This is a genomic window from Mycolicibacterium sp. TUM20985 (genome assembly GCF_030295745.1).
Lineage (GTDB): Bacteria > Actinomycetota > Actinomycetes > Mycobacteriales > Mycobacteriaceae > Mycobacterium.
Map to the genome: position 1 here is coordinate 5,399,953 of NZ_AP027291.1, position 19,370 is coordinate 5,419,322.

The following is a 19,370-nucleotide window of genomic DNA, read 5'->3' on the forward strand; positions in this document are numbered from 1 at the left end:
GCCTTCCCGGGCCCGCCGGGCACGTTCGCCCGACGCCCGGAAATCCGCGCCGGTGTCAATTTTGCGGCCCCTTCATCGACGCATCCACCCACGCCTCCGGGGACGGCTCGGTGATAGCTGCTCGCAACCCGATTCGACCTCGGTGTTTCGGCGATCCACCACCGGGTAGCACCCCCGGAGCCGAACCGAGGAGACGTCACTCATGCGCGCAATGGTTTATCGCGGCCCGTACAAGATCCGGGTCGAGAACAAGGAAATGCCGCCGATCGAGCATCCGAACGACGCCATCGTGCGGGTGACCATGGCGGCGATCTGCGGATCGGATCTGCACCTCTATCACGGGATGATGCCGGACACCCGGGTCGGCATGACCTTCGGCCACGAGTTCGTCGGCGTGGTCGAAGAGGTCGGGCCGTCGGTGCAGAATCTCAAGCGCGGCGACCGCGTGATGGTGCCGTTCAACGTCTATTGCGGGTCGTGCTACTTCTGCGCCCGCGGCCTCTTCTCCAACTGCCACAACGTGAATCCGAATGCCACCGCCGTCGGCGGCATCTACGGCTACTCGCACACGTGCGGCGGTTATGACGGCGGGCAGGCGGAGTTCGTCCGGGTCCCGTTCGCCGACGTCGGCCCCGCGATCATCCCGGAATGGATGGACGAAGAGGACGCGCTGCTGTGCACCGACGCTCTGGCAACGGGCTACTTCGGTGCCCAGCTGGCCGACATCGCCGAGGGTGACACCGTGGCGGTGTTCGGCGCCGGGCCGGTCGGTCTCTACGCCGCGAAGTCGGCGTGGTTGATGGGCGCCGGCCGGGTGATCGTCATCGACTACCTCGAGAACCGGTTGGAGAAGGCGCGCACCTTCGCCCATGCGGAAACCCGCAACTTCGCCGAGTACGACGACATCGTGGTCGAGATGAAGAAGGCCACCGGGCACCTGGGCGCCGACTCGGTGATCGAGTGCGTCGGAGCCGAGGCCGATGGCAACTTCCTGCAACACGTGACCGCCGCCAAGTTCAAACTCCAGGGCGGCTCACCAGTGGCCCTGAACTGGGCCATCGACTCCGTCCGCAAGGGCGGCACGGTGTCGGTCATGGGCGCCTACGGACCGATGTTCAGTGCCGTCAAGTTCGGTGACGCGATGAACAAGGGCTTGACGTTGCGGATGAACCAGTGCCCGGTCAAACGGCAGTGGCCGCGGTTGTTCTCACACATCCGCAATGGCTACCTCAAGCCGAACGATATTGTCACCCATCGCATTCCGTTGGAGCACATCGCCGATGGCTACCACATCTTCTCGGCGAAGCTCGACGACTGCATCAAGCCGATCATCCTTCCCCAGGCCAGCTGACAGGAGCACGTCATGGTGTACACCGCAGACCATCCGCCGATCCCCAACAGCGACGAACTGCGCGCCAGAATCCCGGGCTGGGGTGCCGACCTCGATCCCGCCGATCGACCGTCGGTGCCGCGGCTGAAGTTCGACCCCGCGGCGACGGGCGCGCACTGGGACTTCCCAGAACGGCAGCCGGAGAAGTGGCCGCGCGAGCGATCGATCGAGCACGCGATGCTCACCCCGGTGTTCGGTACGTCGACACCACCTCGCGGCCTGTCGGGCGTCGTGCGCCGCTATGCCTACCGGTACAGCGAGGGCCGCGCCGCGCACTGGCTCCTGCTGATTGCGGCCGACCGGGTGGACGCCGCCGAAAGCCACGTCCTGTCCTTCCTCACGCTGCGGCCCGACAATCCGTTCACCGAGACGGGGATCAGGAGCGAGTTCACCCATCACGGCTTCAAGGCCAGGACGGGCACGACGCGCGTCGACAACTCGCACACATGGATCGACCCGATTCTGGTTGCTGGGCCGTGGGTGCTCACCACCGCGCTGCTCCTCAGGGCCGGCCGGAGGCTGACGAAGCGGACCCAAGCCCCCGCCTGACCCAGAAGCGCCATTCGGGATTCGGGACCTTGGACACTGTCGGGCGGCAGCTACGTCGATTTAGCATTGACGGATTGCTTCGCCGCCAATTGCGTGCGAAATGAGCTGCGGCACGTCATTGTGCTTCAAAGCGATGCATCGCTCGCGAGACACGTTTGTTCGACGGTGAGGATTCTCCGTGGATGGCAGTCACCAGTATCACTCCCGCAGCCGATTGGTCGCACTGGTGGCCGCCCACAACGAAGAACGGCAAATTGGTGCAGCGATACAGTCACTGCTCGATCAGACGCGACGCCCCGATGAAATAGTCATCGTTGCCGACCGCTGCGTCGATCGGACGATCGAGATTGCGCTGCAATTCAGTGCTTCGGTGATTGAGAGCGTTGGCAACGTTCATCGCAAGGCTGGTGCGCTCAATCAGGCGTTGGCCCGGATTCTTCCCACGCTCGACGCCGATGACTTGGTGATAATGATGGACGCCGACACGGAACTCAATTTCGAGTTTCTCGAAGCTGCTGAGCGCCGTCTGCGGACCCATGAAGACAGCAGGCCGACCGTCGGTGCGGTCGGATCGGTATTCCTCGCCATCTATCCCGTCACCCAGATCGTCGAAGCGGTCCAGCGCAATGAATACCTGCGCTACGCCCATGACCTGAAGCGGCGCAAGGGTCGGGCAGAAGTCATCAGCGGCACCGCAGGCATGTACCCCGTCGCGGTGCTGCGTCAGGTCGCCGCCGAACGGGGCAGCCGCCTGCCCGCTGGTGGGTTCGTCTACGACAACACCGCTCTGACCGAGGACAACGAGCTCACGATGGCGGTCAAGCATCTCGGGTATCGGTGTGCGTCGCCGACCGAATGTACGGTGCGGACAGAACTCATGCCCACCGTGAGAACGTTGTATTTCCAACGGCTGCGCTGGCAACGAGGGGCGCTGGAGAACCTGCGCATGTACGGGCTGACGAAGTACACCGCGCCATACATTCTTCGACAAATGGCGATCTACCTCGGCATCCTCTTTCTGCCGTACTTCGTGGCCGTGGTGGTCATAGCGATTCTGCAGACCGAGAGATTTCCGTGGTCGTGGCCGTGGTTCTTCATCAGTTCGATCTTGGTGATCGAACGGGTGTGGACGGTGCGCCGTGGTGGTCGACGTGCAGTAATACTCTCTGCGCTGATTCTGCCCGAGATCACCTATGACGTGTTCCTTCACTTCGTCTTCTCGATCGCTCTGGCCGACGCGGTCACCGGGACTCGCGCCAGTTGGGATCACCGCGAGGCGGTCCAGCAGGAGGTGGCCGGGCTGATCACCCAGACCGTGCGGACAATCGTTCAGATAGCCGTTCCGATATGTGGCCTCGTTCTCGCAGCGTTCCTCGCACTCCTCACCACCCAACTTGGAGTGCAATGGGTGGTGGTCGGTGTGATAGTCGGGTCCGGTATTGCCCACTCCGCCCTGCGGGCAACGCGGTTCGATCCGATGGGCCGCGTGTTCGGCAGCAGCGAAAATCTCGCCAAGATTCGCATTGCGGGTTCAAGTCCCGTGTCATAACCCTTCTTCCAAGACGTATGCATGCTTGACTGACGTTTGCGCAAATTGATTTGCAGCAGCTGGGGAGTTCGACTGGGAGGCCTCGCGTGAATCATCGGGGGAGCGCCGATAACTCGTATCGGGCGGGCGAAGAATCGGGGTTAGCGAGCGTGCCCGGCCGCCTGCCATGACGTCCCATTTGGCCCGTGCGAGCAACGCGCCATCGACGTGGTTGCGGTTGCTGATCACCCTCGTCGCGCTGCTGGGCATCAACTACATCGCATGGCGATGGTTGGTGTCGATCAACTGGTCGGCGTGGTGGGTCGCCGTGCCGCTGGTGCTGGCGGAGACCTACAGCCTGGTGAACGCGATCCTGTTCGGCGTGACCATGTGGCAACTACGGCGCCGATCCGCCCCTCCCCCACCAAGCGCCAACGCCACCGTCGACGTCCTCATCAGGAGCTACGACGAACCCGTCGCTTCGGTGGTGGCAACCACGGAAGCGACCCAGCGCATCCGTTTCCCCCACCAGACCTACCTGCTCGACGAGGGTGACCGACCTGAACTCGGGGCTGTGGCCGCCGCCGCGGGTATCGGCTACCTTGGGCACCCGACGAGCCAGCGGAACGAACCGCGGCGCCCTAGGGCTCGCAACCTCGACGACGCGCTGATGGCGACGAGCGGCGAGTACGTCTTGGTTCTCGACGCCGATCAAGCGCCCGATTCGCGCATCCTCGACAACACGCTCGGCTACTTCGACGATCCGCGGGTGGCGTTCGTTCAGACGCCGCAGTACCTTCACGGAGCGCCGTTCTCTGATCGGCTGGGAAGTCAGGCACCGCGGTTCCACGGGCCCATCCAGCAAGGTAGGGACGGCTGGAACGCGGCTACCTTTAGTGGGACCAACGCCGTGCTCCGGCGCGAGGCATGGATGCAAGTCGGGGTAGACGCGTATGTCCGGGCAGTGGAGGACACCGTCAAGCGCGCGCTGGCGGCGGCCGAAAGGATCATCCGCCGCACGAAGAGAACTGTTGGACAAGATGATTCGACCGTTCGCACGGCACTAGACGGCGTTCAGCTCGCCGTCGACAACGCCTGGCGCGCCGTCGAGCGCGGACTGCCGCTGGCCGAGGTCACCCATAGGTTCAACCAGCAGGTCGACACTGCTTCACACACTCTCGTCGAGGCGGACATCACCGCCATACGCACCGATTTGGAAGCCATCGCCATGCTCACCGGCGGTACGGACTACGTCACCGACACCGTGGTATTCGACGAGGCGGTGCTTGCCATGCTCGCGAGCCGGGACTGGTCTCCGCTCGGGGCGCTCGAATCGATCAGCACCATGATCCGGGCGATCGACGTCGCCTACGACGAGCCTGGGCCGGTGCCGCCGACGACGACCATCTCGGTGGCCGACGACCTGGCCACCTCCATGCAACTGCACGCCACGGGGTGGAAGTCGGCCTACCATCCCGAAGTGTTGGTCGAAGGACCTGCACCCGACGACGTTCGCACCGTGATCGCTCTGCAATTACATCGAGCGCAGGGCACGACTCAGGTTCTGCTGCAGCACAATCCACTGCTGAGAAAGGGCCTGGGCCTTGGTCAGCGGCTTGTGTACTTCTCCACCATGTGGGCCTATCTTGCCGGGTTCGCGACACTCGTCTACATCGCTGCGCCCGTGCTCTTCCTGACTTTTGGCGTCATGCCCGTGCACGCGTACAGCTGGGACTTGTTCGGCCGGCTGATTCCCTTCTTGGTCCTGAACCAGGTGTTGCTCATCGTGGTCGGTCGGGGCACTCGGGTTTGGCGCGGACAGCAGTACGGCTTCGCACTGTTCCCCGTCTGGATCACCGCCTGCCTCACGGCCCTCTTCAGCCTGCTCTTCGGCAGGCCGGTGGACTCCTCAGTGCCATCGAGGAACCGGCACAGGTCGGGCGGAGGTCCGTGGCGTCTCATCAGATGGCAGCTCGTGGCGATGGCGGTGCTGGTGGTGGCGTCGGTCATCGGCCTCGTGCGGCTTTACTACGGAACCGCGTCGGTGCTCGGCGTGACCGTAAACGTGTCCTGGGCGCTCGTCGACGTGGCGATGCTGAGCGTCGCATTTCAGGCGGTACGCCATCGTGGCCACCGGCAGACAGAAGGAGTGGCATGACCAAATTTGCCGCGCGAACAACGGATTCTGGTGTCGTCGTCATCGCCCCAGAGGGGCGCCTGAACATGGTGGCGGCACCTGAGTTGCGCAAACAGCTGCATGACCTCGTCGATGGCGGAAGCAACCGCGTGGTCGTCGATCTCAGTGCGATCGAGTTCATCGACTCCTCGGGTCTGGGTGCGCTCATCTCAGGGCTAAAACTTACTCGCAGCGCCGGTGGGGACCTCCGCATTGCAGCGCCGCGGGAACAGGTTCTGACCGTATTGGAGCTGACCAACTTGAACCGCGTGCTCCGCACCTACGACTCGGCGGACCGCGCATTCGATGACTGAATACGCGTTGGAGACCGTGACGGGGCCCGACACGCTGGACCAGATCCAACGTACTTTGGACGGGGCCTGGGCCGCCGCGGACGTTTCGGACGAGGCGAAGTTCTCCATCGAACTCGCTGCCAGCGAGATAGCCTCCAACATAATCGAATACGCGGGCGGCGAACGTCCAGTCCGCCTGCGGATGGTGATCACCACTCAACCCGAGTCGGTTCTCGTGTCGTTCACCGACGACGGCGATCCTTCTACGGTCGACCTGAGCCGTGTCGTCATGCCGGACCCCACCTCGGAACGTCACCGCGGGTTGGCGATTGCGCAGAGCGTGCTCGACGAACTGTCTTACCGCCGTGACGCGATGGGCAATCACTGGACGCTCAGTCGCCTGCGGTCCGAAACGATCGCCCGACCGAGTGACGGAGTCTGCTCAAGCCCACCAGCTAGCCCGAACGCACCGGTGTTAGCGCGCTCGTCTGCGATACCCGACGCGGTGTTCATCCCCGTGGTGTTGGTCGTCGTGCTGTTGGTCGTTGCGCTGTCCTCTGCGACTCAACCTGCCGCGTTGGCCACCGCGGCGTGGTGGCCGACCGCAGGCATCGGCCTCGGCCTCGGCCTGCGCTACCGGCGGCGCTACGCGGGGGCGCTCGCCCTGGGGGTCGCCGCGATCACGCTGTCGCTCTCGCTCTGGGCGGGTCGACCGGTTGTGCTCTTCACCGCATTGGCGGCTCTGGGTGCAATCGAGATGGTCCTTGGCGTGATGCTTCTCCGGGGACGCCGAGATGTATTGCCGGCCCTCGCCACGCCCCGTGATCTCGGCCGGCTACTCGCCGTCGTCTTGTTCACGGCCGCGATGTACGACCTGGCCGCCTCCGGTATGAGCTTCGTGCTCGGCGACCTCGCCGGCGCGTGGGCCCGTCTGGTGACGTCCTTTCCCAAGCACGCTGCGGGCATGCTCCTGATAACGCCGCTGTTCATGGAACTGCCGCGCCGTCCGCGACGGGCGGGCTACTTCGAGTCGGCGGCCCAGATCATGACGCTCCTCATCGCGGCCGTGGTGGTCTTCTTCATCGCTCCGGTGCCACTTACCTTCCTGACGGTCCTCCCGTTGGTGTGGGCGGCGATGCGGATGTCGACCCGAACGCTGCTCATCGAGATGCTGGGAGTCGCGGTGATCGCGTCCCTCGGCAGCTCACATGGAATGGGCCCGTTCTCCTTCGAGCGTTACGGCCCTGCGACGGGCACCGTGGCTCTTCAGGTGTTTCAGCTGTCGATGGCCGTCGTATTCCTGGCACTGTCCCTCACGGTGGGTAGGGAGCGTGACACCGCCACCCGCCTGCGCGGCAGTGAGGAGTTGTTTCGCAAGAGCTTCAACTCGTCGGTCGCAGGCAAGCTGATGGTCATTCGCGGCGCTACGGAGTGGACCGTCGAACGCTGCAACCCCGCGGCAATGGAGTTGCTTCCCGGGTTGCGAGACGGAGTCGTGCGTATGGACGCCCTCATCGGCGAGGAAGGCTCGCGAGCACTATCTGCGGCCGCCGACGCGCGTGTCGAGGAAAGCGCGCGCCTCACGATTGCCCTCACCGATGGGCGCAGCATGGACGTCAGCGTGGCGGCGATCGCGGAACAACCCGACGGCATGTTGTTCGCCCTGCACTTCCACGACATCACCAAGGAACTGCGCGTGCGCCGGTTGGAGCAGGAGGAACTTCGCCTTGCTGGCGACATGCAGCGCGCGCTCCTACCGGGGCACCTGCCCGCGACTCCCGGTTGGACGTACGGGGCCATCGCCGCGCCGGCCCGCCAGGTCGGCGGTGACTTCTACGACCTGCGCCTCATGCCGCCCTACATGGCCGTCAGCTTGGGCGACGTGATGGGCAAGGGCGTCGGTGCTGGCATGTTGGCGGCGGCGACACGGGCCACGCTGCGGTCCCACGATGCCGACATCAGCCCGGCCGACGTCGTCAACCGCGCAGCGCGCGTTCTGGAAGACGACCTGAAGCGCGCAGACGCGTTCATCACCCTTGCCTACGTGCTGGTCGATCTCGATTGCGGCAAATTCAGGTTCACCGACGCCGGGCACGGCCTCTGCTTCCTCGTGCGAGCTGGGACCTGCGAAGTCGAACGTTTGGCGACCGACGACCTGCCGCTCGGTGTCGGTACGTCATGGCACGAAGTCACCAGTGTGCTCGACCCGGGCGACACCGTACTGCTCGTCAGCGACGGCGTCCTCGAACTGTGGGGCGGGAGCCCGGTCGGATTGCTCGACGCCATCGCGCGGACCGCGAGGAGCTACGAAGCCCGACCCCAAGCCTTCGTCGAAGCCCTCTGCAGCGGCATCAACGACACACTCGATCGCGACGACCTCGCCGCGGTCGCGCTCCGGCGCCAGGGGGGAGATAGCGTCCCGGGACGACGGTCCTGTGAACGTCTAGGCTGTACGCACACACACGGGTAGGGACGCCGCGGAACCCGCGATTTCCTGCGCACGCGTCTTGGGCCGGGACCCCGCCGATACGCGACCCGGCACCGACCGGTGCGGGCCGTCCGAACCGACCAGGAACTTCGATAACGCATGGCCATCTCCGATGTCGCCGAATACGCCCATTTGAGCGAGTCCGACCTGACGGCGTTGGCCGCCGCCCTCGACGACATCCGTCGCGACGTCGAGGACAGTCGCGGCGCCAATGACCGCAACTACGTTCGCCGCACGATCGCCTTCCAGCGTGCCCTCGAGGTGGCCTCGCGGCTGACGATCGCGGTCAGCAAGCGCAGGCGCGGCTGGTGGCTCGGCACCGTGGGCCTGGCAGCCGCCAAGAGCATCGAGAACATGGAGCTCGCCCACAACATCGGGCACGGCCAGTGGGACTGGATGAACGATCCCGAGATTCACTCCACCACGTGGGAATGGGACATGGCGGGCCTGTCGTCGCAGTGGCGCTACTCCCACAACTACCGCCACCACGTCAACACCAACGTCCTCGGAGTCGACGACGACCTCGGCTACGGCGTCCTTCGGGTCACCCCCGACCAGAAGTGGAACCCGAGCTACCTCTTCGCGCCGCTGCGAAGTGTGTTGTTGGCGCTGGGCTTCGAGTGGGGCATCGCCCTGCACGACCTGTACTCCGAACACGAACGCGCTGACAACGACCTCCCGAAGTCCGTTCACAACCGGGCGCTCCTGCGCAAGGTCGGGCGTCAGGTGACCAAGGACTACCTGCTGTATCCGGCGCTGAGCCTGAAGCGGTGGCGGCGCACGCTGGGCGCCAACGTGGTGGCCAACGTCCTACGCAACGTCTGGGCATACGTCGTGATCTCGTGCGGCCACTTCGCCGACGGGGCGGAGAAGTTCACCCCGGAAACGCTCGAGAACGAGACCAAGGCCGAGTGGTATCTGCGACAGATGTTGGGCAGCGCCAACTTCGACGCGGGGCCCGTGATGGCCTTCATGAGCGGGAACCTCTGCTACCAGATCGAGCACCACCTGTTCCCCGACCTACCGAGCAACCGGTATGCCGAGATCGCCAGTCGCGTGCGGCCCCTGTGCGCCACTTACGGCCTGCCCTACACGACGGGGCACCTGGTCCGCCAGTACGTGACGACGGTGCGCACCGTGTTCACGCTGGCTCTACCGAACCGCTTCTCGCAGAACGGTTCCCGCGTTTCGCAGCTAGGGCTCGAGCAACTGCATCAGGTACGCGCCGTATCCTGACTTCAGCAGCGAGCGCGCCCGTTGGGCCAGCTGCTCGTCATCGATGAACCCCAGCCGCCACGCGACTTCCTCCGGCGCGCCGATCTTCAGGCCCTGCCTGCGTTCGATGGTGCGCACGTAGTCACTGGCATCGAGCAGTGAGTCGAAGGTGCCGGTGTCCAGCCACGCGGTGCCGCGCGCCAGCACCTCGACGCCGAGGCGGCCCTGTTCGAGGTAGGTCCGGTTGACGTCGGTGATCTCGTACTCGCCCCGGTCCGACGGGCGCAGGGAGCGCGCGATCTCGACGACGTCGTTGTCGTAGAAGTACAGCCCCGGCACCGCGTAGTGCGATTTCGGCGTCGCCGGCTTCTCCTCCAGCGACAACGCCCTCCCGTCGTCGCTGAACTCGATGACGCCGTAGGCCGAGGGGTTGGCGACCCAGTACGCGAAGATCGCGCCGCCGTCGACATCGCTGAAGCGGGCCAGGCTGGTACCCAGGCTCGGTCCGTAGAAGATGTTGTCACCCAGTATCAAAGCGACCGAATCGTTTCCGATGTGGTCGGCGCCGAGGACGAACGCCTGAGCGACCCCGTCGGGCCGGTCCTGGACCTTGTAGGTGATGTCGGTGCCGAACGTGGAACCGTCTCCGAGCAGTCGGGTGAAGGCCTCGACGTCACCCGCCGTGGTGATGACCTGGATGTCGCGGATGCCCGCCATGATCAACGTCGACAGGGAGTAATAGATGAGCGGTTTGTCGTAGACGGGTAGCAGTTGCTTGCACACGCCCATGGTGATCGGATACAACCGCGTACCCGTCCCGCCCGCCAGGATGATTCCACGCATGGGAGCACCCTAGGTCAGACACGGCCGCCGTCGGCGGTGAACCCACCGCTCAGTAGGCGCCGTGACCGGTGAGCACCACTCGTGCCGTGCGGAAGATGATCGCGAGATCCATTGCCATCGACCAGTTCTCGACGTACGACACGTCGAGCCGTATCGAATCCTCCACCGATAGGTCCGACCGGCCGCTGACCTGCCACAGTCCCGTCACCCCCGGCCGGACGAACAGCCGGGTACCCATCAGGTCGTCATACGTCGCGACCTCCCTGAGCACTTGTGGCCGTGGCCCGACGACGCTCATCCTGCCCTGGACGACGTTGAAGAACTGTGGCAGTTCGTCGATGCTGAACTTGCGCAGCCACCGGCCGACGGGCGTCACCCTCGGGTCGTTCTTGAGCTTGAAGAACAACGCGTTGCCGTCCTCGCCGATCAAGTCGGCGATCCGGGCGTCGGCGCCGGTGTACATGCTGCGGAACTTGGTCATCCTGAACGTCTTGCCGTCCATCCCGATCCGCTCGGCGTGGTAGAAGACCGGGCCTGGGCTGGACGCCTTGACCGCGACGGCCGCCACCAGCATCACGGGTGCCGCGGCGATCAGAGCGATCGTCGCGAAGCACAGATCGAATGCGCGCTTGGTCCACGAATTGGCCCGCGCATACTGCGGTTTCTCGACGTACAGGATCGCCATGCCCGCGACGGGGAAACAGGTGATCCGATTGTCGGCGGCATCGATCAGTCCCGCGGTGACGATCAGGTCGACCCCGCGCTCTTCGAGGTCCCAGACGAGTCGCTTGGTCTCCCGTGGCCCGAGGTCCTCGGTTGCCGAGATCGCCACGGTGTCGGCACCGGTGAGCCGGACGGCCTCGATGATCGCCGTGTCGATGCCGACGATGGGCACCTCGGCGCCCGCGATCACCACGGCGGACCGTTCGGGGGTCGGACCCTCGGGCGTGCACAACCCGACGATCCGGTAGCCCAGTTCGCGCTCACCGGCGAAGTTCGCGGCGATCTCGGCCGCAGCCTGACTGGTCCCGACCACCAGTAGCGACGACCGGAGCCGTCCGCTGGCACGTGCCCTCCGCGTGATGCTGCGCCACAGGTGTCGGCTCAGCAACAGGCCGAGGAGCCCCAGCGGAAAGGCGATGGCCAGGTAGTCCCTGGCGAAGTCCATGTTGAGCAACAACGCCAGCATGGCGATGACGCCGAACATCGCGAACGTCGCCGAGAACACGCGGCGGTACTCCTCGACCCCGCGACCGAGGATCCGCGGAGCCCGGCTGTTGACCAGCGTCAGCAAACATAACCAGAGTAGCGCCAGTGCACCGGATACCGCGGTGTAGTCGATTCCGGACCTGGTCGTCCAGATGAGGTCGGTCGTATCGCCGATCTTGCCGAAGATCACCAGCTGTGCCGTATAGACCGCACCGGCGACGACGACGACGTCGCTGAGCAACACATTCCTGGCATGGGCGGCCTGCCCGCGCTCCCGGACGGAGCTGAAGGATCTTCGGCTGCGCGGCAACAGAATTCGGCCCGACAACGAGGTCGGGGCGATCGTCGATTCCGCCACGTCGAGTTCCGAACCAGGTTCGCCGGGGGACATTGCCACCATCGCCGCTGCACTCCTCCGCGGCCCAGGTGCTGGATCGAGGGGAAGCCTCGGGGTGACGACAGCGCGGGACTCGTGGCGTGATTAGAGCACGCTGGACGTGGTTTTTCCCGGTTAAGCCCGCCTACAGTTCGAGCGCGCCGTTCGCAGTCGACAGTCTCGCAAACCTATCCCGGCGGCGCAGGTGCGCTGGTGGGCGGCAGCGTGACCGTTTGCGTGACGGTGCTGGTACTCGTGCTGGTGCTCGTCGAGACCGTCGTGCTGGTGCTGGGCGGCGTCGTGGTCGTCGTGGTGGTGGTGGTCGGTTCCGTCGTCGTGGTGGTCGTCGGCGTCTCGGAGGTCGTGCTGGACTCCGGAGCCTGCGTCACCGTCTCCGTCCCGCCCGTCGGCGGCGGTACGACGGAAGGGTTGGACGACGTCGACGCGGTGGTGGTGCTCGACGTCGTCGTGGTGGCGTCGGAGCCGTCGCCCCCGGTGAGCGACACGATGGCATAGACGATCGCGGCGATGAGGATGACGCCAAGGGCGCCGAGGCTCACCAGCCCCGGCGGGGTGCGATACCAGGGCGTTGGCGTCGGCGGTTCTGCCGGTTGCGGCTGCTGGCCGTACGGGTCGGTGCCCGCCCCGTAGTTCGCGTACGCCGTCGGCTCGCTGTAGGCCTGCGGCTCATTGCGGGGGTAGCTGCCGTACTGCGTCGGCTCACTGTCGGAGGAATACGGGTCGTCTGGGGGTCCGCCGGGACCTTCGTTACGCGCCACGAGGTTCGATGTTAACCGAGTCGCATCTCCGCTCCCCGGGCGATTACCCGTCGGGTAATGGACCGCCGACAACGTTTCGACGAGCATCGCCACCATGAGCGACGCCATTCCCTCGTATGCCGTGGCCTATCTGCGCGACGTCGAGTTCGGGGACGAGGTCATCCGGTACATGCGCGAGATCGACGACACCCTCCGACCGTTCGGTGGTCGGTTTCTGGTGCACGGCGGCGATCTCGACGTTCGGGAAGGGCACTGGAACGGGGCGCTGGTCATCATCGGCTTTCCCGATCGCGACTCGGCCGTGCAGTGGTACGAGTCGGCCGCATACCAGCGCATCCTGCCCCTGCGGTTGAACAACTCGGTGTCGATGGTGGCATTGGTCGACGGGGTCACGCCAGGCCACACCGGCAGCGCGCGGGTGGACGAAATCCTCGCGGGCTAGGTCCGAGCAGCGTCTCGGCAGGCCGTTCGGGCGCGTCCCGACACCCCCGAAACGCACGAACTTCAAAATTTTCTTGCGCCTACCGCCGCTCTTCGGGGTCTCGCTACTCACAGCCCATCACCAGCGCAGGTGTCAATTTTCCGGTGATCGGGCTCTGCAGCAGTAATAATTCCTGTCTGGGAGCAGGGCCAGTTGCCCGCACCGGTGAACTTCAGCAACGGCCAAAGTGCCCGAACGGGTACCCCGACACGACGCCGCGTCCTGGGATTTCGCAGGCCAGAGGCCCCTTTACGGAACCGATTCCTGTCAACCCGAGTTGCCATCCGCCATATTTCGGAAAAGATGCAATGGCACACCGGCAGGAGGCGTACAGGTAATGGACACCGCCGGGATACGGACTCGACACCTGACCAAGGGGATTCTCATGAGCAAGTTGCGCAAGGCAGTGACCGTCGGCGTGGCCGCGGCACTGGCGACCTTCGGCGTCGCCGCATGCGGTGGTGACTCCGGGAGTAGCGGTGGAGGTGGTGGCGACGGCGGGGGCGAGATCAACGTCTCGATGACGTCGTTCCCCGACTACGTCGACCCGCAGCTGTCGTACACCCTGGAGGGCTGGGAGGTGCTGTACAACACCTACACGCCACTGCTGACCTACAAGCACGCCAAGGGCGAGGAGGGCACCCAGGTAGTTCCCGCGCTGGCCGAGGCCATGCCGGAGATCTCCCCCGACGGCAAGACCTACAAGCTCAAGCTGCGGCCCAACATGAAGTACTCGGACGGCACGCCCATCAAGGCGTCCGACTTCACCTACGCCATTCAGCGATTGTTCAAGGCCGACTCCGGCGGCTCGGTGTTCTACGAGGACATCGTCGGCGCCACCGAATACGCCGATGACGAGGCGCCCACGATCAGCGGCATCGTCACCGACGACAACACCGGCGACATCACCATCTCGCTGAAGGACGCGAACGGCACGTTCACCGAACTGCTCGGCCTGATGTTCGCCGCACCGGTTCCGCCGACCACCCCCCTCGACAAGGACGCCACCAACAGCCCGCCGCCGTCCAGCGGCCCGTTCATGATCTCGAATGTCGAAGCGCCGCAGACGCTGACGCTGGAGCGCAACCCGAACTTCAAGACGGTCCAGGATGCGGGCGCAACAGAGGTCCCCGACGCCGGAGTCGACAAGATCACCGTGACGCAGAACAAGAGCAACTCCGCGCAGGTGACCGGGGTCGAGCAGAACACCATCGACTTCATGACCGATCCGCCGGATGCCGACCGGCTCGCGGAGGTGAAGAACAAGTTCGCCAGCCGCTTCCGCATGGAGGACTCGATCAACACCTACTACTTCTGGATGAACAACCAGACCGCGCCCTTCAACGACATCCGGGTGCGCCAAGCGATCAACTACGCCGTCGATCCGGAGGCCCTGAACCGGGTGTTCGGCGGGCGGATGCATCCGACGCAGCAGATCCTCCCCCCGGGCATGCCCGGTTACGAGGAGTACTCGCTCTACCCGGGTCCTGACATGGCAAAGGCGAAAGCCCTCATCGCAGAGGCGAATCCGGCCGACAAGGACATCACCGTCTGGACCGACGACGAGCCCGACCGCAAGCGCATCGGCGAGTACTACCACGACCTGCTGACCCAGTTGGGGTTCAACGCGACGCTGAAGGTCATCGCCGGTGACGTGTACTTCACCACGATCGGCAACCAGTCGACGCCGGACCTCGACACCGGCTTCGGTGACTGGTTCCAGGACTTCCCGCATCCCGACGACTTCTTCCGGCCGCTGCTCAACGGTGCCAGCATCCTGCCGACGAATGGCAACAACTACTCGCGGGCCAACTACCCCGACCTCGACGCCAAGATGGACGAGCTGCGCACCAAGCAGCTGTCGGACCCGGGAGTGAAGGAGCAGTACGCCGCGCTCGACAAGGCCTACATGGAGCGGGCGGCGTGGGCGCCGTACGGCAACGAGGAATTCACCACCTTCCTGTCCGAGCGGATGGACTTCGACAAGAGCTATCACCATCTGCTGTTCAACCAGGACTACTCCTCGTTCGCCGTCAAGTAGATGAGCGTCCCCATGGGGGACGTCGAAGCACCGGGCATCCCGCCCCTGCCCGCCGACGTCCCCTCTGAAGCCGTCCGCGGTCGCAGTCCCTGGTACCTGGCGTGGATCCGGTTGCGCCGCAACCGGGTCGCGCTGGGCTTCGGCGTGCTGTTCATCGCGATCGTCGTCCTCTGCCTGGCCGCCCCACTGTGGGCCGACCACGTCGCGCACACCGGACCCGACGAGAACCACATCACCGACAAGGTGCTGATCAGCGGGCAGGAGGAGTACGTCGTCTCACCTGACGGCACCCCCATCGGCCCGGGCCTGCACGGCCGCTATCTGCTCGGCGCCGATCAGAACGGCCGCGACGTGATGGTCCGACTGCTGTACGGCGGGCGCACGTCGATCTTCATCGGCGTCGCCGCCGCGGTCGTCACGACCGTGTTGGCGGTGCTCGTCGGGCTGTTGTGCGGCTACTACCGTGGCTGGCTCGACGCCATCCTGTCCAGAGCCATGGACGTGATCTGGGCGTTTCCCGTGCTTCTGCTCGGCATCGCCCTCGGCACGGCACTCGCCCTGGGCGGCCTCAAGATCGGTGACTTCGTCGTCCAGGGCGACTCGCTGTGGATCCCGATCATGATCATCGGTTTCGTCTACGTGCCCTACATGGCTCGGCCCATCCGCGGCGAGATTCTGGCCCTGCGGGAGAAGGAGTTCGTCGAGGCCGCCGTCGCGCAGGGCAAGGGTCCGATCCGGATCATGATCTCCGAGCTGCTGCCCAATGTGGTGTCGACGATCATCGTCTTCTTCACGCTCAACATCGCCAACAACATGCTGCTCGAATCGTCGTTGTCATTCCTCGGGGCCGGCGTGCGTCCGCCGAGCGCGTCGTGGGGCACGATGATCGCCGACGGTTATCAGAACATCTACACCGCACCACATCTGACGATCGTCCCCGGCATCATGATCGTGTTGACGGTGTTGTCGCTCAACGTATTCGGTGATGGACTGCGAGATGCGCTGGATCCGCGGGCCAAGATCAGGCTGGAGCACTAGACCATGGTGTCCTTCGCCGTACGGCGACTCATCGGAATGATCGCCGTCCTCTTCGCGATCTCGGTGATCGTCTTCCTCATCTTCAACGTCATCCCGAACTCCGATCCCGCCCAGCGCATCGCGGGCAAGAACGCCAACCCTGCTTTGATCGCCCGCGTCAGTGCCGATCTCGGTCTCGACCGATCCCTGCCGGTGCAATACCTGACGATGATGAAGCAGATCTTCACCGGTCAGCTCACGTCGTATGCCAGCTCTCAAAACGTCGGCGAGCAGATCTGGAAGGGGCTTCCCGCCACGCTGTCGCTGTGCATCGGCGCGGCGGTGCTGTGGATGGCGCTGGCCGTCGTGTTCGGTTACCTCAGCGCCGTGCACGCAGGGCATTTCACTGACCGGGCGCTGACCATCCTGGCGCTGGTCGGCATCTCGGTGCCCGTGTTCTGGCTCGCGGCAATCCTGTTGTACTACTTGAGCTTCAAGGCTCAGATCTTTCCCACCAGCAGCTACGTGCCGTTGACGAAGAACCCCGGCCAATGGGCGTATCACCTGGTGTTGCCATGGATCACGCTCGCGGTGCTGTTCGTCGGCTTCTACAGCCGGGTGCTGCGCTCCAACATGCTCGACGTGATGAACGAGGACTACGTGCGGACCGCACGGGCCAAGGGCATCAGCGAGCGCCAGATCCGCATCAAGCACGTCCTACGCAACTCGATGATCCCGATCATCACGTTGTTCGGGTTGGACTTCGGTGCGGTCGTCGGCGGCGGCGCGATCCTGACGGAGACGGTGTTCAACATCAACGGTGTCGGGCTGTACGCCGGACAGGCCATCGGCAGTCTCGACCTGCCACCGCTCATGGGCGTCACCATGTTCGGCGCGTTCTTCATCGTGTTCTTCAATACCGTCGTGGACGTCCTGTACGCCTTCCTGGACCCACGCATCCGACTCGGCGAGGCGGCCCCCGCATGATTCTCTCCGTCAAGGACCTCACGGTCAGCTTCGCCACCGACGGTGGCGTCGTCCGCGCGGTGGAAGGGGTGTCGTTCGCTCTCGACAAGGGCGAGATCCTGGCCATCGTCGGCGAATCCGGCTCGGGCAAGAGTGTCACCGCGCAGACCATCCTCGGCCTCACCCGCGCACCGAATGCGACGATCACCGGCTCGGTGGAGTTCGACGGCCGCGACCTCACCGAGATGAGTGACGAGCAACTGCGCGACGTGCGCGGTAAGCGGATCGCGATGATCTTCCAGGATCCGATGACGTCGCTGAACCCGGTCTATCGCGTCGGGGAACAGATCGCCGAGATGATCCGGGCCCACCGCAAGGTGTCCAAGCGCGAGGCCCGCGACACCGCCATCGAACTGCTGCATTCGGTTGGCATCCCCAATCCCGAACGGCGCGTTGATGACTACCCGCACGAGTTCTCCGGTGGCATGCGGCAGCGGGTGATGATCGCGATGGCGCTGGCGCTCGATCCCGACGTCCTGATCGCCGACGAACCGACCACTGCGCTGGACGTCACGGTGCAGGCGCAGATCCTGCGGCTGTTGGACAAACTCAACCGGGAGCGGGGACTGGCCGTAGTGCTGATCACGCACGACCTCGGCGTCGTGGCCGAGATCGCGGACCGGGTCGCCGTGATGTATGCCGGGCAGATCGTCGAGGACGCCACGTTGGAGAACCTGTTCTACGACCCTCAGCATCCCTACACCTGGGGTCTGCTCGGTTCCCTGGCCCGACTCGATCAGCCACGCCCGGTGCGGCTCGCCCAGATCGTGGGATCGCCTCCGTCGCTGCTGCATCCGCCCACGGGTTGCCGGTTCGCCGCGCGCTGCCCCCACGAGTTCGCCAAGTGTGCCGAGCCACCACCGCTCGACGGTGACCGCTGCTGGCTGAGCCCTGACGACAAACGACGGCTCCGCGACGTCGACGGTCGCATCGGGTTGCGAAAGCCAGTGGAGGCATCATGACCGAACCGCTGCTCGAGGTCACCGACCTCGTCAAGCACTTCCCCATCAAGTCGGGCGTGGTCGTCGACCGCGTGGTCGCCCACGTGAAGGCCGTCGACGGGGTGAGCCTGACGATCGGTGAAGGCGAGACCTTGGGCCTGGTCGGCGAATCCGGTTGTGGGAAGTCGACTCTGAGCCGGGCCATCATGCAGTTGACCGCCCCGACGTCGGGATCGGTCCGCTTCTGCGGTGAGGAACTGGTCGGCAGGTCGCGCCGCAGTCTGCGACCGGTCCGGCGCCAGATGCAGATGATCTTCCAGGACCCCTACGCCTCTCTGAACCCGCGCAAACGCGTCGGCCAGATCATCGGCGAGCCCATGGAGTTGCACGGGCTGGCGAGTGGCCGCGACGTCCACCGGCGGGTGCAGGACCTACTCGACCGCGTCGGCCTGAGCCCGGAACACGCCGACCGGTACCCGCACGAGTTCTCCGGCGGTCAGCGACAGCGGATCGGGATCGCGCGAGCCATCGCCCTGCAGCCGAAGCTGATCATCGCCGACGAACCCGTCTCGGCACTGGACGTCTCGGTGCAGGCACAGATCGTGAACCTGCTGGAGGATCTCCAGGATGAGCTCGGCCTCTCGTATCTGTTCGTGGCGCATGACCTCGGCGTCGTCAGGCACGTCTCGGACCGGGTGGCCGTGATGTATCTCGGCCGGATCGTCGAAAGCGCGCCGTCGGCAAATCTTTACGAGCGGCCGATGCACCCGTACTCGAACGCGTTGCTGTCGGCGGTGCCGATTCCGGACCCCAAGCTCAACATCGCCCGTGAGCGGCTGGTCCTCGAAGGTGACGTACCCAGCCCCATCAACCCGCCATCGGGCTGCCACTTCCACACCAGGTGCCCGTGGTCGACCGAGGAGTGTCACGTGGACGACCCGCGGCTGGCCGAGCTGGAGAGCAGCCACGTGGTGGCCTGTCACCATCCGCGAAACCTAGCCGTGCACAGCTGATTCCG

General features: G+C 65.0%; 16 protein-coding genes. 13 read left to right on the forward strand and 3 right to left on the reverse strand.

Annotated features, from left to right (window positions below):
* The first annotated feature begins 202 nt into the window (after positions 1 to 202).
* From QUE68_RS26330 to QUE68_RS26360, 7 genes are all read left to right on the forward strand, one after another.
* Entirely contained in the window at positions 203 to 1,351 is a 1,149-nt protein-coding gene (locus tag QUE68_RS26330; protein WP_284229541.1) for a zinc-dependent alcohol dehydrogenase, read from the forward strand.
* A gap of 12 nt (positions 1,352 to 1,363) precedes the next feature.
* A complete protein-coding gene (locus QUE68_RS26335; RefSeq protein WP_286274681.1) occupies positions 1,364 to 1,939 on the forward strand; it encodes a hypothetical protein in 576 nt (191 codons plus the stop codon).
* A 178-nt stretch (positions 1,940 to 2,117) separates the two neighbouring features.
* On the forward strand, positions 2,118 to 3,488 hold the full coding sequence (locus QUE68_RS26340; protein ID WP_286274682.1) for a glycosyltransferase family 2 protein: 1,371 nt from the start codon (positions 2,118 to 2,120) through the stop codon (positions 3,486 to 3,488).
* 166 nt (positions 3,489 to 3,654) lie between these two features.
* Positions 3,655 to 5,625, forward strand: coding sequence for a glycosyltransferase (locus tag QUE68_RS26345; RefSeq protein WP_286274683.1), 1,971 nt, complete (start codon positions 3,655 to 3,657; stop codon positions 5,623 to 5,625).
* The gene (locus QUE68_RS26350; protein ID WP_286274684.1) at positions 5,622 to 5,957 is read left to right on the forward strand and encodes an STAS domain-containing protein; all 336 of its coding nucleotides are present in this window, start codon (positions 5,622 to 5,624) and stop codon (positions 5,955 to 5,957) included. The genes QUE68_RS26345 and QUE68_RS26350 overlap by 4 nt, the downstream gene beginning before the upstream one ends.
* Positions 5,950 to 8,406 carry a SpoIIE family protein phosphatase gene (locus tag QUE68_RS26355; RefSeq protein ID WP_286274685.1) on the forward strand — a complete coding sequence of 819 codons (2,457 nt, stop codon included), beginning with the start codon at positions 5,950 to 5,952 and terminating at the stop codon, positions 8,404 to 8,406. Before QUE68_RS26350 ends, QUE68_RS26355 begins: the two co-directional genes overlap by 8 nt.
* Positions 8,407 to 8,523: 117 nt before the next feature.
* Positions 8,524 to 9,660 (forward strand): fatty acid desaturase family protein, encoded by a 1,137-nt coding sequence (locus QUE68_RS26360; protein WP_286274686.1) that lies wholly within the window; start codon positions 8,524 to 8,526, stop codon positions 9,658 to 9,660.
* On the opposite strand, the gene rfbA is transcribed toward QUE68_RS26360, so the two are convergent.
* The 3 genes from rfbA to QUE68_RS26375 all read right to left on the reverse strand — a co-directional run bounded on the left by rfbA (position 9,619) and on the right by QUE68_RS26375 (position 12,846).
* Complete coding sequence (gene rfbA, locus QUE68_RS26365) at positions 9,619 to 10,482, reverse strand: glucose-1-phosphate thymidylyltransferase RfbA (protein WP_286274687.1); 864 nt, start codon at positions 10,480 to 10,482, stop codon at positions 9,619 to 9,621. The two genes, QUE68_RS26360 and rfbA, sit on opposite strands and share 42 nt — an antisense overlap.
* A gap of 49 nt (positions 10,483 to 10,531) precedes the next feature.
* Positions 10,532 to 12,091, reverse strand: coding sequence for a sugar transferase (locus QUE68_RS26370; protein WP_286274688.1), 1,560 nt, complete (start codon positions 12,089 to 12,091; stop codon positions 10,532 to 10,534).
* A gap of 164 nt (positions 12,092 to 12,255) precedes the next feature.
* On the reverse strand, positions 12,256 to 12,846 hold the full coding sequence (locus QUE68_RS26375) for a hypothetical protein (protein WP_286274689.1): 591 nt from the start codon (positions 12,844 to 12,846) through the stop codon (positions 12,256 to 12,258).
* A gap of 94 nt (positions 12,847 to 12,940) precedes the next feature.
* Between QUE68_RS26375 and QUE68_RS26380 the strand changes: the two genes are divergently transcribed.
* From QUE68_RS26380 to QUE68_RS26405, 6 genes are all read left to right on the forward strand, one after another.
* Positions 12,941 to 13,288 (forward strand): DUF1330 domain-containing protein, encoded by a 348-nt coding sequence (locus QUE68_RS26380; RefSeq protein ID WP_284229554.1) that lies wholly within the window; start codon positions 12,941 to 12,943, stop codon positions 13,286 to 13,288.
* Between the two features lie 424 nt (positions 13,289 to 13,712).
* Entirely contained in the window at positions 13,713 to 15,368 is a 1,656-nt protein-coding gene (locus QUE68_RS26385; RefSeq protein WP_284229555.1) for an ABC transporter substrate-binding protein, read from the forward strand.
* On the forward strand, positions 15,369 to 16,406 hold the full coding sequence (locus QUE68_RS26390) for an ABC transporter permease (protein ID WP_286274690.1): 1,038 nt from the start codon (positions 15,369 to 15,371) through the stop codon (positions 16,404 to 16,406).
* Between the two features lie 3 nt (positions 16,407 to 16,409).
* Complete coding sequence (locus QUE68_RS26395; RefSeq protein WP_284229559.1) at positions 16,410 to 17,372, forward strand: ABC transporter permease; 963 nt, start codon at positions 16,410 to 16,412, stop codon at positions 17,370 to 17,372.
* Complete coding sequence (locus tag QUE68_RS26400) at positions 17,369 to 18,373, forward strand: ABC transporter ATP-binding protein (RefSeq protein WP_284229560.1); 1,005 nt, start codon at positions 17,369 to 17,371, stop codon at positions 18,371 to 18,373. The genes QUE68_RS26395 and QUE68_RS26400 overlap by 4 nt, the downstream gene beginning before the upstream one ends.
* The gene (locus QUE68_RS26405) at positions 18,370 to 19,365 is read left to right on the forward strand and encodes an ABC transporter ATP-binding protein (RefSeq protein ID WP_284229561.1); all 996 of its coding nucleotides are present in this window, start codon (positions 18,370 to 18,372) and stop codon (positions 19,363 to 19,365) included. Before QUE68_RS26400 ends, QUE68_RS26405 begins: the two co-directional genes overlap by 4 nt.
* Positions 19,366 to 19,370: the final 5 nt, after the last annotated feature.

Excerpts from the sequence above, each read along its gene's own strand:
- QUE68_RS26330 (WP_284229541.1), top strand. The coding sequence starts at position 203 with ATGCGCGCAATGGTTTATCGCGGCCCGTACAAGATCCGGGTCGAGAAC.
- QUE68_RS26335 (WP_286274681.1), top strand. The coding sequence starts at position 1,364 with ATGGTGTACACCGCAGACCATCCGCCGATCCCCAACAGCGACGAACTG.
- QUE68_RS26345 (WP_286274683.1), top strand. The coding sequence starts at position 3,655 with ATGACGTCCCATTTGGCCCGTGCGAGCAACGCGCCATCGACGTGGTTG.
- QUE68_RS26350 (WP_286274684.1), top strand. The coding sequence starts at position 5,622 with ATGACCAAATTTGCCGCGCGAACAACGGATTCTGGTGTCGTCGTCATC.
- QUE68_RS26355 (WP_286274685.1), top strand. The coding sequence starts at position 5,950 with ATGACTGAATACGCGTTGGAGACCGTGACGGGGCCCGACACGCTGGAC.
- QUE68_RS26360 (WP_286274686.1), top strand. The coding sequence starts at position 8,524 with ATGGCCATCTCCGATGTCGCCGAATACGCCCATTTGAGCGAGTCCGAC.
- rfbA (WP_286274687.1), bottom strand. The coding sequence starts at position 10,482 with ATGCGTGGAATCATCCTGGCGGGCGGGACGGGTACGCGGTTGTATCCG.
- QUE68_RS26370 (WP_286274688.1), bottom strand. The coding sequence starts at position 12,091 with ATGGTGGCAATGTCCCCCGGCGAACCTGGTTCGGAACTCGACGTGGCG.
- QUE68_RS26380 (WP_284229554.1), top strand. The coding sequence starts at position 12,941 with ATGAGCGACGCCATTCCCTCGTATGCCGTGGCCTATCTGCGCGACGTC.
- QUE68_RS26385 (WP_284229555.1), top strand. The coding sequence starts at position 13,713 with ATGAGCAAGTTGCGCAAGGCAGTGACCGTCGGCGTGGCCGCGGCACTG.
- QUE68_RS26390 (WP_286274690.1), top strand. The coding sequence starts at position 15,369 with ATGAGCGTCCCCATGGGGGACGTCGAAGCACCGGGCATCCCGCCCCTG.
- QUE68_RS26395 (WP_284229559.1), top strand. The coding sequence starts at position 16,410 with ATGGTGTCCTTCGCCGTACGGCGACTCATCGGAATGATCGCCGTCCTC.
- QUE68_RS26400 (WP_284229560.1), top strand. The coding sequence starts at position 17,369 with ATGATTCTCTCCGTCAAGGACCTCACGGTCAGCTTCGCCACCGACGGT.
- QUE68_RS26405 (WP_284229561.1), top strand. The coding sequence starts at position 18,370 with ATGACCGAACCGCTGCTCGAGGTCACCGACCTCGTCAAGCACTTCCCC.